The following is a 12,314-nucleotide window of genomic DNA, read 5'->3' on the forward strand; positions in this document are numbered from 1 at the left end:
TCTTGAAGGGAATTCATTTACTCCTCTGAATTGTACCACTTAATTGAATATGATACACTAACCGCTAGCAATGTTAGGAAAGGGTTGGGTTTATGGATAAATCGGATTTGTTTGATGATCTGCGGGCGGAAATTGGTTCCGTAGCAGATGGCTGGAAAGGAAATGATACCGTTTTTTACGAGGCAGTATGTCAACTTGTCTACGATCAAGTGGATGAATATAAAAGCGTTTCCATTTACTTGACCAAAGAAGATCACTTTGAACGTCAATTTCATCAAGGAATAGAAATGTTGCCGATGAAGATTCCATTTGGAGAAACCGTGCTGAGCATTGCAGCCCTACGCGGTGGTTTATCATCTCATACGGATAACACATTTACCCAATTGTGTGTTCCATTTTATTATGGCCATCATTTGATTGGTGAGATCATCATCACAACAGATACAAAGGATGGAGTAGATGATGATGATTACACGTTTTTTAGTGAAATAGCATCTCTGTTGGAAAATAAGTTGCAGAAATATAAATAAATGATAGCCTATTGACATAAATAGTATAACATAAATATAATAAAGGCACATACTAATATGACGGAGAGGAAGATGGGTAAATGGAAACCATCGTCTGCCAAACCTGTGAAGAAATTATTGCCTTTCAAGAAGCTGATAAAGTAGGTACGTTATACGGTACTTGTGATCATTGTCATGAGGATCATCAAGAGTAAAGAAATAGGTTATACTAGTCCACCCATTGGTGGGCTTTTTTTCAGAAGTAATAAAAGCCAGATATCCTCTATGTGATATCTGGCTTTTTGCTGTAAATTTAATCTCGGTGCACACGTCTTGTCCAATGAGAACGAATCACACGAACATTTTCCACTGATGGGTCTTCGGTTCCTTGGACAATCAGTCCCGCTGCTTTGTTTTTCTCAATATAAGCGATGTTTTCTTCGGTAATCCGTTCACCTGGCAGTAGTATAGGGATTCCTGGTGGATACATAAAAATAAACTCAGCGATAATCCTTCCAGCTGCTTGTTGAAAGGGAATCGATTCGGATTCACTGTAAAATGCGGTACGTGGGTTGAGGACGAGTTCTGGTATATCTGGCAGTGAGATCGATTCTTTTTCCGCCCACGTTTTCCCTGCGAAAGTATTTGCTAAGTCTTGGAGCCCATTGATTAGACCGCTAATGGTTTCCTCTGTATCCCCTAGTGTCACCAGACAGAGAATGTTATACAAATCGCTCATCTCTGCTTCAATCTGATGATGATCTCGTAACCAATCACTAGCCTCATGCCCGCTGATGCCAAGTTTCCCCACATGGATCAATAGTTTGCTTTCATCTAGGTCATATCGAGCTTCCGTGCCTAACCATTCTCGTCCTACACAGATAAGTCCAGCAGTCTGATTGATTTGTTTGCGTGCTTTTCTAGCTAACTGCAGCGTACGAGTCAGTGCAGCTTCTCCATGAATGGCCAAATACCTCCGAGCAGTGTCCAATGAAGCTAATAAGATATAAGACGTAGAAGTGGTTGTCAGCATACTCATTATTGCCTGTATATGCTGAGGATCAACCAAATTTCCTTGCATATTTAATACGGAGCTTTGCGTGAGTGACCCTCCAAGTTTATGAACACTAGTCGCTGCTAAATCTGCCCCAGCATCCATTGCTGAAACAGGAAGTTCGGAGTGAAAATGTGTGTGAACCCCGTGTGCTTCATCTACCAAAACCGGAATGTTGTGTGCATGTGCAACTCGTACAATTTCTCGTAAGTTACTAGTAAAGCCGAAATAAGTAGGATTAATCACCAAAACTGCCTTAGCATCAGGATGCCGTTCGATTGCTGCTGCAACTTGCATCGGAGTGATTCCATGTGCGATTCCGAGCATCGGGTCTAACTCTGGGTGAATAAAGATCGGGTTGCAATCTGCAAATACAATTGCAGAGAGTACCGATTTATGGACAGTGCGTGGGACGATAATTTTATCTCCAGGTTTACAAGTGGCAAGGATCATCGCCATGATGGCCCCACTTGTTCCCTGCACAGAAAAAAAAGTTCGTTCTGCGCCGAATGCTTCAGCTGCTAGTTTCTGTGCTTGTTCAATGATTCCTTGTGGCTGGTGTAAGTCATCCAATGGTTCAATATTTATTAAATCGATGGATAAAGCATTCATTCCCATAAACTCACGAAATTCTTTATCCATGCCTTGGCCTTTTTTATGTCCAGGTATATGAAAAGGTAATGGATTGGAATTGGCATATTTTTTTAATTTGGTAAAAAGTGGGGTGTTATTCTGGTTGGACTGCTTCATTATTTTTTCGGCCCTGCTTTCTACTCGTAATCACAAAACAAGCCTATTGTACAAGAAATACACATGAAGGTAAATGATAATTATAAGATATTTATGTATTTTTATTCGAACGACAAATGATAAAGAGGCAAAAGCTGATCAAACGTCTTTTCTATGTTCTTTTGGAGGACATTGCCATTAAGACTTACCGCTTCTTTACGGGGGATGAGCATACCACAGAGAAATTCCGCTTTCTTTACGGTGGCTAACCGTTGCATTATCGATTGCCAATTTTCTATATCCAATGTTTTAACTAGAGTGACGTCCGGAATCGTGTGATCGAAAGAAATGTAGAAGTCTGTTGGTATTTGTTTACTGTATTTTTGTACGTTTTTCAAGAAGTTGTTTGCAAATTGTTGCTTTTGTTCACATTCATAGATTAACGCAAACCAAGCAAAGACAAATGTATCCCGTAAACCTAATTGAAAATGAGGATGTGCTTTGTATCCTCGTTTATTGGTAGCCCAAGCGACCCATGTTTCTTCTGGTGGATTTACAGTCCTTCTAGCATGTCTTGCAATATGGGTGTAGACGGTATCTCCTAATTTGCTAGTCAAATGGGCAGAGACATGTTCTCCAATTGTGGAAAATTTCGGTTGAATGTCCCTTTGCAGTGCCTCCATTCTTGTCTCCAATCCATCAATCGCGAACACATGAAAATCCTGTTCTGTAAAAATAGGGAATGTCATGATCCATCCATCCTTTCTTTTTATCTTCTTTAGTATGTTGAAAGAATTAAATTTTACTATTTTCTTGTTTTCTTCTCATCAAATACCGTTACCTTCTTTCCATCCATTCATATACTAACTTAATCTCCAAAAAGGACTGGCTCCATGTGTTTATTTCAAATGAGCTCGGGGCATCCTGTTATCAAGTGGTTCCATTACCACTTGTTAGTAAAAAGAAAAGGGGTGCAGTGGTTACATGGAAGATGTCATTCGAGCTTTCAAGTGCCGAGATCCGGAGAAACGAATTCCCGTATTACGTATGGAATTGGATTATGAGCTGTCCCTGTTGTACGAAGCAATGCTAGAAAATAGCGTACACAAAATAGATCAATGTAAAAAAAGATTACAAGAAATACGCCATGAAATGTTGATGTTAGAAGCATTGTAAAAACCCAAAAAAAACCGCTACTTCCCATTAGTAGTGGTTTTTCCTATTATAAAAGAAGATAACAATCTCATTATGGCATATATTGAACAAATGGCAAAACAAGGGGGAATTGGATATATGGCTATTCAGATTTTTGCTCACCGCGGTTATTCGGGAAGAGCGATGGAAAATAGCATGACGGCTTTTCAAATGGCGAGAGAGGCAAATGTAGATGGAGTTGAATTGGATGTTCATCTTACCCTTGATAGGGAAGTAGTAGTTATCCATGATGAAACGCTGGATCGTACGACTTCTGGAACAGGTTGGATCAGTCAATTATCTTATGATCAAATCTCTCAAAATTCTTTGCTCACTTTGCCAAATGAAACCGTTCCAAAACTCTCCGATGTTTTGGAATTATTTTTCGATACATCTATTATGGTGAATATTGAGTTGAAAAATCAATATATTCGCTATCCTAATCTGGTAGAAGAGGTAGTAAATTTAGTAGAGTATTATGGGATGGAGCAAAGGGTTATTATATCTTCTTTTTATCATCCATGTTTACTTGAGTTAAAAAAGTACAGACCCTCATGGAATATTGCCTTTCTTCTCGATTGTGTTCTCTATGAACCTTGGAAGTATGCCAAGGCTGTGGATATCCATCAATTACACCTTCATTATTCTGCGATTGATCAGCAACTCTATGATACATGTAAAAAGAATGGTGTGGCAGTAAGAGCTTACACGGTAAATGAAGAAAAAGAGATGTTTCGACTTGCATCGATCGGGATAGAAGCAATTATTACCAATTATCCGGACAGATTACGTCGAGTAATTGAACACACAGATATGGAATGTTAGAGTAGAAATGATGGAGTAGTTTTGGATAGACAAGGGAGTGTCGTTCACATTGTTCAGCTGGATTTCTGTAGTCCCTCCATGGACGTTATACTTTATTATTTTGATCCTTAGTGTAGTGATTTATAAGGTAGCATTTGCTAGAAAATTACCACCTTTAAAATCGCTCGTCGTTTATTTTGTATTAGCAATCGGGTGTGTGTTATTTTGGATTATGCAATTAGCACAATTTCCTATGATTCAGGCTTTATTGATAACAGTAGCTATAATTGTTGTGACACGTGTTCGGCTCTGGTATAGTAAAAAACAGGTAAAATAGGGTTACAGTGGGAGTGTTGAGAGGTGCAACAAAAAGATGCTCTGTTTAATTGGCTGCAAATCAAAGTCGTCTGGGAAGCTAGACCAAGTGATGTATCTGCAAAGGATACAGTAGACTTTTTTCAAACCATGCTGGAAGAAGATCATGAGATAATGAATGTAGAGATGAAAAAAGAAGATCAGATATATCATGTCTCTTATCATCAAAAAGGGGAAGAGCATATGATCTCTTTCCCTAGAGAGTTAGCGGAAAAATTATTAAAAGATATAACCGAAGAGCCCAAATATAATCAATGTCACTAAGTTTTTTCGATACGATGCATATTTACTTTTGCCGAAATTCGATGATGACAAGCTTCACAGATCTGAATTTTATGGGGATGTTTTATAATTTTTCTTGCTTGCGATTTAGTAGGTGCAAAAGGTTCATCACAAAGGATACAAATTACTTTCATCAGAATCAATAATTCCTTTCTGAGCAAACAGGTCATATATCCTTAAGTATACACCAAATTTTTTCATTATAAAAAGAGAGTAGTAACATTTCCGTTACTACTCTCTTTTTATTTTTGTGGCGAAAACACCTTGCGACTTCAGTCGTGAGAGGTTCACAATGTATATACGACTTAAGATGTAGAGAAGAATACAACTTATCTCCCAAGCAAAATGGATTGTTTTTCAATAAAATAGAGGTAACTATAAGAAAAGGAGAGGTTAAATTGGATAACAAGGGTATAAAAATTTTGGTGCATGCTAGTACATGGTTTGCTCCAATCTTACTCCCATGTATTGTCTTCTTTATCATCCAAGATCGATCTGTGAAGCGTATTTCCCTACAAGCCATATTTTTTCACTTGATCATGGTAGTATTGATTGCGGTATCGTGGTTTTTCTCCTTCATTCTGATTGGTGTACCATTCCTGATTATTTTCGGGTTAATGGCAATTATTTGTCCAATTATGGGTATTATCTATGCCCTGCAAGATCGCCAATACCAATATCCGATTGTGAAATGGTTTATTCATTAAAAGTACAAAGGAAAGAGAGGATGGAACTGAAGTTCTATCCTCTCTTTTTTTAGAATTCGTATTATATTAATATAAAAAATGTTTTTATATTTTGTTTGTTTAATTGTCTGTTATACTGCAAATAACATCATTCGGAATTTTGATTTTTATAATGTGGATCTTATCAGAGCAGATGATAGACAATGGAGGAACAAGATATGGAAGCAGATTTAGTGAATCTTTGTAAACTTGTAAATATCCCATCGACCACTTTCTTTCATCAACCGACGAGAAGTGCAGCCGAAACTCAAGCAGTATTACCAAAAGGATGCCTTGTACAAAAAACAATCACATGTAAGTTGGCAGATAATACTACAAATAAACTTGTTCTTTGGACGGGTGTTGCTGATTTTCGAATTCATCGTTCTCTGCATAAAGAAGCAGCTCATTTATTAAATCTGAAACGAATTCGAAGTCATACATTTAATCCGAGAGAGATTGAACCCCTACAATTTTATGGGGTTCCAGAAGGAACAGTGAATCCATTTCTTGCTAATTGCTCACCTGCTATTGCTCACCTCGATGCAATTATCTTACTTCCTTGGCCGAGAGATTGGAGTGAAAAATATAAAGTTGCGATTTCCTTGTCACTTGAAGAAAGTCTTATCATCTCACTCTTTCATTTAAAGCATTTGCTATTGGAATACCAGCAGAGGGTTTTTCCAGATTTAGACGTTTTTGAACTTACAGAGATACCATCTTATATGGCACAAAAAAACAACAACTATTCTTAACGAATGTTGTTGCTATTCTTATTTATTTTAGGATGTTGTTTCATAATATTCCTCTAAAGTAATCTTTTTTTGGGTGATCTCTTTTGCTATTTTTGCTCCAACATAGCGTATGTGCCAAGGTTCGTATTTATATCCAGTAATTGCTTCTTTGCCTTTGGGATAGCGGATAATAAACCCATATTCTTGTACGTGTTCTGCTAACCATTTTGCCTCTGGTTTTTTAGCAAAACAATCTTCTGCTGCACATGTTCCATCGTTACCTGTCATATCGATGGAAAGACCTGTTTCATGTTCACTTGTTCCGGGGATTGCGCTGTAAGTTCTTGCTTTGTTATATCCATCACGACTTACATAATTATTGAAGAGTGCTTTTTGTGTTTGATAGGAGCGATATCCAGAAACTCCTTTGAGAAAAATATTATCCTTTTTTGCATCTTTCACCATTTTTTCTAGCTGAATCGCTGCTTCTTTGCGTAGTTTGCGTTTTTCGGTAGCAGCACTTGCAAGAAAGGGTATTTTTGGGAAAATCAAATCTTTTGGGTTGAAAGTTTCTGGTAATTTATTGTATTTGTTTACCAACACAGAGATATTGTCAGGTTGAGTTACTATTTGTAACTGTTTGGGAGTTGGAACCTTGGTGTTACTCGATTGCTGGTTCGTTTGTACTACTGTCGATTCCGGTGTAACTTTTAGTTTGGAAGGTTCTGCTTGATTGGTACATCCAAACGATACCAGAGAAATCAGACAAAAGGTCATGCAGATTGCAAATTGCTTTCTCATTATGTGATTCTCCTAATGTAGGTGTGATTTTAAATTATGCGATAGGAGTAGGTAGCGTGGTTGATAAGCAAAAACATAAAATGTTTAGATTTCAACAGACACCTATTTAATATATTTATGGTAAAGAAAAAGAGGGAATAAATCAAATGGTAAATATAGAGGAAATGAGAAGTTTTCAATAAAAAATAAAAAAGCCATTCTATTTAAGAATGACTTTTTTGCGAATCAGAAGGTTATCTTATTTTTTAGGGACTACTTTAGTAGGTTGTGGTGTAATTCGTTCCGCAATAGCTGCTAATTCTTGTAAGGCCCCAGAAATAGGTTTACCTTGACGTACATCTTTAGCTACGTTTTTAATACGTTGTACTAAATCAGTATCAGCAGTAACGAGAGCTTTTGCACCAACAGGGTCCTTGCGTAAAGCCTCGGCGACAGAGTATTTCACTGTCCCAACTCTACCTCGATCCAAATTTGCTTCTAGATCAAGACCGACAATCGAGTATTTTCCAACCGAAACAGCAGTTGCATCTTTTACATGAGGCACATGCTTAGCGATTTGTTCAAGTCGATTGGAAACATTCCGGGAAGATTTGTTATACTGAGGGGCGGGAACAGTTTGTTTTACCCGTTGGGTATAAGAAATCTTTTGAGTTTTGGGTGTGACTTTATTTGGAGCGGATTTTTGTTGCGCGCATCCAAATAAAAGCCCTGCGGTCAAACTAAATATACCAATCAAACGAATAAAAGCAATCATCTATGGATAACTCCTTTCTGTCAGTTATCCTTTAGTTTGCTCAAAGGAGAGTTCTTCATGCAGGTGGAAAAATATGTATTAGGACCTATTGCGACTAATAGCTATCTGCTTTATGATGAAACGAGTAAAAAAGGCGTTGTAATCGATCCAGGGATGAACCCAACAGTTTTAACGGATCGAATTATGCAATTGGATCTAATCATAGAAGCGATCTGTTTAACGCATACACACTTTGATCATATTGGCGGATTAGGAATATTAAAAAAACTTACGAGTGCTCCTGTTATTGTACATGAAAACGAACAAGCTTGGCTTTGTGATCCTGTTCTTAATGGTTCAGCTGCATTAGCTGGAGCAGAGCTCATGTCATTTGAACCTGCAGATACAGTGGTTAAAGGTGGAGAAACCCTTTCCTTTATGGGGAGAAACTTTAAAGTATTGTTTACACCAGGTCATTCACCCGGTAGTATTTCCCTTTTTGTTGGAGATAAGGTCATTTCAGGGGATGCTTTGTTCAATGGAGCGATTGGACGTACGGATCTTCGAGATGGGAATTATACAACATTGATTCAGTCCATTGAAACTCAATTGTTTACACTAGCAGATGAAGTTGTAGTCCATCCAGGACATGGTCCATCAACGACGATTGGTCATGAACGAAATACCAATCCGTTTTTTTCCTAAGAAGGAGGAAGCCTGTTGAAGTTGATTCGCACTTTACTTATATTTGTTCTGCTCATTGCAGTAATTTATGCTGTATACGATGCTTCCGCAAATCAAAAACCGGTAGTCCAATATGCAAACTGCAAAGGAGATATCGGAATTGAAGTGAAAAACTGTGCACCAAACTTTAAACTAAAAACGCTAGATGGTAAGCAAGTGGAACTGTATCAAACCAATGGTAAACCTACGATTATCAATTTTTGGGCATCATGGTGTGATCCATGTAAAAATGAAATGCCTTTTTTAGAAACGGCATACCAAGAACACAAAGATCAAATAAATTTTCGAATGGTAAATGAGACTTCACAAGACACCATACCAAACATCAAAAAATTTATGAAACAGTACAAATATACTTATCCCGTTATTTTGGATCAAGAAAATGAAGATGGCCAGACAATTGGAACAGATCACTATCAATTGCTTGGTGTTCCAACTACCTTTGTCATCGATTCAACTGGAATGATAACACATAAAGTCGTTGGTGAAATGAGTAAAGAAGAACTGCAAGATATTCTAGATGATGTGTTATCGTAGAGAGGATAAATTTTCATCATGGAACAAGTAACAATCTGGTTAGCATTTGCAGCAGGAATGCTGTCATTTGTTTCACCTTGCTGTCTGCCGCTCTATCCTTCCTATTTGTCATACATAACTGGGGTTTCTGTCTCACAGTTAAAAGAAGAAGGTCGCTCTACACATCTTACAAAGTTAACGATGATCCACACCTTCTTCTTTTTACTTGGTTTTTCCCTTGTTTTCTATGCGTTAGGTTTTACTTTTTCTTGGATTGGCCAATCATTTGTAAATTATAAAGATTTGATACGTATGCTCGGTGGCGTCTTGTTGATTTTTATGGGTTTATTTCTCACTGGGATTATTGAGCCAAAATTTATGATGCGTGAAAAGAAATGGGATGTGTCCAAACAAGGTCTTGGTTATCTCAGTTCTATGCTGATTGGTATCAGTTTTGCGGCTGGTTGGACACCTTGTCTTGGACCAATACTCGCTTCTGTGCTCGCTATTATTACCATTAAGGCACAGTTAGGGATTGGCTTTTTGTATATCACTATGTATGTGCTCGGATTTGCAATTCCTTTTTTCATAATGGCCTTTTTTATTGGACGAACCAAATGGATACTCAAATATTCAAACCAAGTCATGAAGGTTGGAGGAGGACTGTTGATTTTATTTGGTATTATTTTATATACCAATCAAATGACCACCATTATCACTTGGTTTACCAATCTTACCGGAGGTTTTACCGGGTTTTAGTCTGAAGGGGAATAGACATGAAGAAACAGACGAGATATTGGGTGAGAAGGATATTGCTGCTTTGCTTAATTGGATTGGTAGGATATGCAATCTACCAGGTTTCTACGGATACGGGTGGAAAACCAGTAGAAGGTGATAAAGCTCCAGATTTCACCCTTACTACACTCGATGGGAAACAAAGAAGCCTCTCGGAACTAAAAGGCAAAGCAATTATGCTTAACTTCTGGGGGACTTGGTGCCCACCTTGTAAGACAGAAATGCCAGCGATTCAACAAGCTTACATCATAAATAAAAACCGCGGATTTGAAGTTGTTTCAGTTAATATCCGTGAGAATGAGTTACCTGTGAGTAATTTTGCTAAACAAATGGGACTTACTTTCCCCATCTGGATGGATAAAGATAGGGAAGTAGTAAAACAATACAAGATCGGACCAATTCCTAGTTCTTTTTTTATCAATCGAGATGGTGAAATTGTAAAGAGAGTGGAAGGTCCCCTGCAATTGAGTCAATTGCAACAACTTATTGATCAAATAACATCTTAGAATATGGAGTGATCATTATGGAAAAATACCAACATATACCTGCATCTGTTTTTGGAAAAAAGTTTGAAGAGGAAAAACATAATTATGTTTTTGTGGATGTTCGCACCAAAGAAGAATATGAGGATGCACATGTAGAAAATTCCATCCATATCCCATACGATGAAATGGAAGTACGCTATGAAGAATTACTTCCTCATAAAAATGAAAATATTTTATTGATCTGTCGAAGTGGGATGCGCAGTCAGATTGCAGCCCAAATACTCTCCGAACAGGGATTTGAAAAGCTGTATAATCTCGAAGGAGGCTTATTGGAGTGGACTGGTCGTCTACACAGATAGAGGGGATGTCGCAAGTGATTCGCAGCCATTTGCGACAAACTTCTCATCAACAATTACCTTTTGCAAAAATGATGGAACTTGCTTTATATCATTCCTCTTATGGTTATTACATGAAGCCCATTCCCAAATTAGGGAAAACGGGCGATTTTTTTACCAATGTTCATGTTAGTAAGCTATTCGGACGTGTTTTGGCGGATTATTTTTTGCAATATTGGCAAGAATCCAAGCCATCCGATCCTCTTCAATTGGTTGAAGTAGGAGGAGGCGACGGCAGATTGATGGAGCAGATCGCAAATCAATTTCATCAAAAATCCGTCCCAAAATCAGCGGTTGTTGTGTTTGCATTAGAGAAAAGTAATTATCATCGATCTTTGCAGCAAAAAAGGATGAAGGATATACCTTATGACGTCAAGTGGGTTCATCAGTGGAAGGAAATACCTCATGCTCCCTTTACCATTGTCTATCAACATGAATTAATCGATGCCTTTCCAGTACACCGCCTGATTTGGAAAAAAGGAAAGTGGTGGGAGATTTATGTTTCTGAGCAAAATGGAACTTTTGTAGAAGTATATGGGGAGCTGTCGGAGAAAGCATTAGTGCAATATGTAGACTCCGTTAAGGATGATCTAGTAGAAGAACAACAGATAGAAGTGAATCTTCTCGCTAAATCTTGGATACAAGAAGTTGCAAATAACTTGGAGTCTGGGATGATTTGGACACTGGATTATGGTGGGTTATCTAGGGAACTGCGTGGTATTCGATATTTAGACGGAACTGTACGGTTTTACCAAAATCATCAACATGTGTTTGATGCCTATCAAAAATTAGGCGTAGTGGATATCACAGCCCATGTCAATTTTGAAGACCTAATGAATTGGGGAGAAGAAGTTGGTTTAACTGCTAGTTTTTATGGAACCCAAGCGAAGTTTTTACAAGTTGCAGGAATATTATCTTACACCAATCCGCTCTATCGAAATGCAATCAAACAGCTTATGCTCGGGATGGGAGAGCATTTTCATGTTCTCATACAAAAAAAATAGAGGAGAAAAAAGAACCCTAAACTGCAAAGGGTTCTTTTAGTTTTAATAAACAAAAGTTGCGTATGCAACCATACCACAGAAAGAGATTAGCATGTAACTACCAAATAAGTACATGTAAGTTTTTTCAGTGAAACGTTGGTAACCAAGCACTACAAACAAGATGGCTTGGAAGATGAAGAGTCCTGCTTGAGTGTACATATGGCCAGCAATAAACATCAAAGCGATTGCTAAGGCCCAAAAACCGAGTACACGAAACATGCGATCCACAAAACCACAGCCTTTCAAATAGATCAAGATGAGTCAAGAAATAATTACCGTTATGAAGAGCTTCCGCTCAAGCAATCTTTATTATACCCAGTTCAGAAATTTGGTTCAAGTAGTGTTATGGCACTAGTTACTAACATAACTCTTTTTACATATTATTTTGCATCATTC

19 protein-coding genes are annotated in these 12,314 nt (G+C 37.8%); 14 read left to right on the forward strand and 5 right to left on the reverse strand.

Annotation, left to right across the window (positions count from 1 at the left end; translation table 11 throughout):
* The first annotated feature begins 92 nt into the window (after nucleotides 1-92).
* Nucleotides 93-530: a hypothetical protein gene (locus AC5WOF_RS08250; protein WP_496049487.1), complete on the forward strand. Its 438-nt coding sequence runs from the start codon at nucleotides 93-95 to the stop codon at nucleotides 528-530.
* An 80-nt stretch (nucleotides 531-610) separates the two neighbouring features.
* On the forward strand, nucleotides 611-724 hold the full coding sequence (locus AC5WOF_RS08255; RefSeq protein ID WP_240873783.1) for a GapA-binding peptide SR1P: 114 nt from the start codon (nucleotides 611-613) through the stop codon (nucleotides 722-724).
* A 98-nt stretch (nucleotides 725-822) separates the two neighbouring features.
* Here the strand turns inward: AC5WOF_RS08255 and AC5WOF_RS08260 are convergent, their stop codons facing one another.
* Nucleotides 823-2,313, reverse strand: coding sequence for an aminotransferase class I/II-fold pyridoxal phosphate-dependent enzyme (locus AC5WOF_RS08260; protein WP_496049488.1), 1,491 nt, complete (start codon nucleotides 2,311-2,313; stop codon nucleotides 823-825).
* Nucleotides 2,314-2,414: 101 nt separating this feature from the next.
* The gene (locus AC5WOF_RS08265; RefSeq protein WP_496049489.1) at nucleotides 2,415-3,041 is read right to left on the reverse strand and encodes a YktB family protein; all 627 of its coding nucleotides are present in this window, start codon (nucleotides 3,039-3,041) and stop codon (nucleotides 2,415-2,417) included.
* 235 nt (nucleotides 3,042-3,276) lie between these two features.
* Here AC5WOF_RS08265 and AC5WOF_RS08270 point away from each other — a divergent pair, with 235 nt between their 5' ends.
* The 6 genes from AC5WOF_RS08270 (at nucleotide 3,277) to AC5WOF_RS08295 (ending at nucleotide 6,427) form a co-directional block, all read left to right on the forward strand.
* The gene (locus AC5WOF_RS08270; RefSeq protein ID WP_496049490.1) at nucleotides 3,277-3,468 is read left to right on the forward strand and encodes a YkzI domain-containing protein; all 192 of its coding nucleotides are present in this window, start codon (nucleotides 3,277-3,279) and stop codon (nucleotides 3,466-3,468) included.
* 117 nt (nucleotides 3,469-3,585) lie between these two features.
* On the forward strand, nucleotides 3,586-4,311 hold the full coding sequence (locus AC5WOF_RS08275) for a glycerophosphodiester phosphodiesterase (RefSeq protein WP_496049491.1): 726 nt from the start codon (nucleotides 3,586-3,588) through the stop codon (nucleotides 4,309-4,311).
* 49 nt (nucleotides 4,312-4,360) lie between these two features.
* A complete protein-coding gene (locus tag AC5WOF_RS08280) occupies nucleotides 4,361-4,627 on the forward strand; it encodes a YlaH-like family protein (protein ID WP_496049492.1) in 267 nt (88 codons plus the stop codon).
* A 23-nt stretch (nucleotides 4,628-4,650) separates the two neighbouring features.
* Complete coding sequence (locus tag AC5WOF_RS08285) at nucleotides 4,651-4,929, forward strand: hypothetical protein (protein ID WP_496049493.1); 279 nt, start codon at nucleotides 4,651-4,653, stop codon at nucleotides 4,927-4,929.
* Nucleotides 4,930-5,345: 416 nt separating this feature from the next.
* Nucleotides 5,346-5,654, forward strand: coding sequence for a magnetosome magnetite crystal formation protein family (locus AC5WOF_RS08290; RefSeq protein WP_496049494.1), 309 nt, complete (start codon nucleotides 5,346-5,348; stop codon nucleotides 5,652-5,654).
* Nucleotides 5,655-5,851: 197 nt separating this feature from the next.
* A complete protein-coding gene (locus AC5WOF_RS08295; RefSeq protein WP_496049495.1) occupies nucleotides 5,852-6,427 on the forward strand; it encodes a hypothetical protein in 576 nt (191 codons plus the stop codon).
* Between the two features lie 27 nt (nucleotides 6,428-6,454).
* Here AC5WOF_RS08295 and AC5WOF_RS08300 read toward each other — a convergent pair whose 3' ends face one another.
* Both AC5WOF_RS08300 and AC5WOF_RS08305 read right to left on the reverse strand, forming a co-directional pair.
* A complete protein-coding gene (locus AC5WOF_RS08300; RefSeq protein WP_496049496.1) occupies nucleotides 6,455-7,207 on the reverse strand; it encodes a M15 family metallopeptidase in 753 nt (250 codons plus the stop codon).
* Between the two features lie 238 nt (nucleotides 7,208-7,445).
* Nucleotides 7,446-7,961, reverse strand: a complete 516-nt coding sequence (locus AC5WOF_RS08305) for a YhcN/YlaJ family sporulation lipoprotein (RefSeq protein ID WP_496049497.1) — start codon at nucleotides 7,959-7,961, stop codon at nucleotides 7,446-7,448.
* 57 nt (nucleotides 7,962-8,018) lie between these two features.
* Here AC5WOF_RS08305 and AC5WOF_RS08310 point away from each other — a divergent pair, with 57 nt between their 5' ends.
* Genes AC5WOF_RS08310 through AC5WOF_RS08335 form a run of 6 tightly spaced genes read left to right on the forward strand, consistent with a single transcriptional unit; the run spans nucleotide 8,019 to nucleotide 11,879 of the window.
* Nucleotides 8,019-8,645, forward strand: coding sequence for an MBL fold metallo-hydrolase (locus tag AC5WOF_RS08310; RefSeq protein WP_496049498.1), 627 nt, complete (start codon nucleotides 8,019-8,021; stop codon nucleotides 8,643-8,645).
* 15 nt (nucleotides 8,646-8,660) lie between these two features.
* Nucleotides 8,661-9,221 carry a TlpA family protein disulfide reductase gene (locus AC5WOF_RS08315; protein WP_496049499.1) on the forward strand — a complete coding sequence of 187 codons (561 nt, stop codon included), beginning with the start codon at nucleotides 8,661-8,663 and terminating at the stop codon, nucleotides 9,219-9,221.
* A gap of 18 nt (nucleotides 9,222-9,239) precedes the next feature.
* Nucleotides 9,240-9,959, forward strand: a complete 720-nt coding sequence (locus AC5WOF_RS08320; protein ID WP_496049500.1) for a cytochrome c biogenesis CcdA family protein — start codon at nucleotides 9,240-9,242, stop codon at nucleotides 9,957-9,959.
* Between the two features lie 17 nt (nucleotides 9,960-9,976).
* Entirely contained in the window at nucleotides 9,977-10,501 is a 525-nt protein-coding gene (resA, locus tag AC5WOF_RS08325) for a thiol-disulfide oxidoreductase ResA (protein ID WP_496049501.1), read from the forward strand.
* 17 nt (nucleotides 10,502-10,518) lie between these two features.
* A complete protein-coding gene (locus AC5WOF_RS08330) occupies nucleotides 10,519-10,839 on the forward strand; it encodes a rhodanese-like domain-containing protein (RefSeq protein WP_496049502.1) in 321 nt (106 codons plus the stop codon).
* Nucleotides 10,815-11,879, forward strand: a complete 1,065-nt coding sequence (locus tag AC5WOF_RS08335) for a class I SAM-dependent methyltransferase (RefSeq protein WP_496049503.1) — start codon at nucleotides 10,815-10,817, stop codon at nucleotides 11,877-11,879. The genes AC5WOF_RS08330 and AC5WOF_RS08335 overlap by 25 nt, the downstream gene beginning before the upstream one ends.
* 42 nt (nucleotides 11,880-11,921) lie before the next feature.
* On the opposite strand, the gene AC5WOF_RS08340 is transcribed toward AC5WOF_RS08335, so the two are convergent.
* A complete protein-coding gene (locus AC5WOF_RS08340) occupies nucleotides 11,922-12,137 on the reverse strand; it encodes a DUF2626 family protein (RefSeq protein WP_496049951.1) in 216 nt (71 codons plus the stop codon).
* Between the last annotated feature and the right edge of the window lie 177 nt (nucleotides 12,138-12,314).

This window comes from Shimazuella sp. NTD250, assembly GCF_059510375.1.

Bases quoted from the DNA above. Each gene is read 5' to 3' on its own strand.
- AC5WOF_RS08265 (WP_496049489.1), bottom strand. From the start codon at position 3,041: ATGACATTCCCTATTTTTACAGAACAGGATTTTCATGTGTTCGCGATT.
- AC5WOF_RS08250 (WP_496049487.1), top strand. From the start codon at position 93: ATGGATAAATCGGATTTGTTTGATGATCTGCGGGCGGAAATTGGTTCC.
- AC5WOF_RS08330 (WP_496049502.1), top strand. From the start codon at position 10,519: ATGGAAAAATACCAACATATACCTGCATCTGTTTTTGGAAAAAAGTTT.
- AC5WOF_RS08255 (WP_240873783.1), top strand. From the start codon at position 611: ATGGAAACCATCGTCTGCCAAACCTGTGAAGAAATTATTGCCTTTCAA.
- AC5WOF_RS08320 (WP_496049500.1), top strand. From the start codon at position 9,240: ATGGAACAAGTAACAATCTGGTTAGCATTTGCAGCAGGAATGCTGTCA.
- AC5WOF_RS08310 (WP_496049498.1), top strand. From the start codon at position 8,019: ATGCAGGTGGAAAAATATGTATTAGGACCTATTGCGACTAATAGCTAT.
- AC5WOF_RS08305 (WP_496049497.1), bottom strand. From the start codon at position 7,961: ATGATTGCTTTTATTCGTTTGATTGGTATATTTAGTTTGACCGCAGGG.
- AC5WOF_RS08300 (WP_496049496.1), bottom strand. From the start codon at position 7,207: ATGAGAAAGCAATTTGCAATCTGCATGACCTTTTGTCTGATTTCTCTG.
- AC5WOF_RS08295 (WP_496049495.1), top strand. From the start codon at position 5,852: ATGGAAGCAGATTTAGTGAATCTTTGTAAACTTGTAAATATCCCATCG.
- AC5WOF_RS08260 (WP_496049488.1), bottom strand. From the start codon at position 2,313: ATGAAGCAGTCCAACCAGAATAACACCCCACTTTTTACCAAATTAAAA.
- AC5WOF_RS08270 (WP_496049490.1), top strand. From the start codon at position 3,277: ATGGAAGATGTCATTCGAGCTTTCAAGTGCCGAGATCCGGAGAAACGA.
- AC5WOF_RS08275 (WP_496049491.1), top strand. From the start codon at position 3,586: ATGGCTATTCAGATTTTTGCTCACCGCGGTTATTCGGGAAGAGCGATG.
- resA (WP_496049501.1), top strand. From the start codon at position 9,977: ATGAAGAAACAGACGAGATATTGGGTGAGAAGGATATTGCTGCTTTGC.
- AC5WOF_RS08340 (WP_496049951.1), bottom strand. From the start codon at position 12,137: ATGTTTCGTGTACTCGGTTTTTGGGCCTTAGCAATCGCTTTGATGTTT.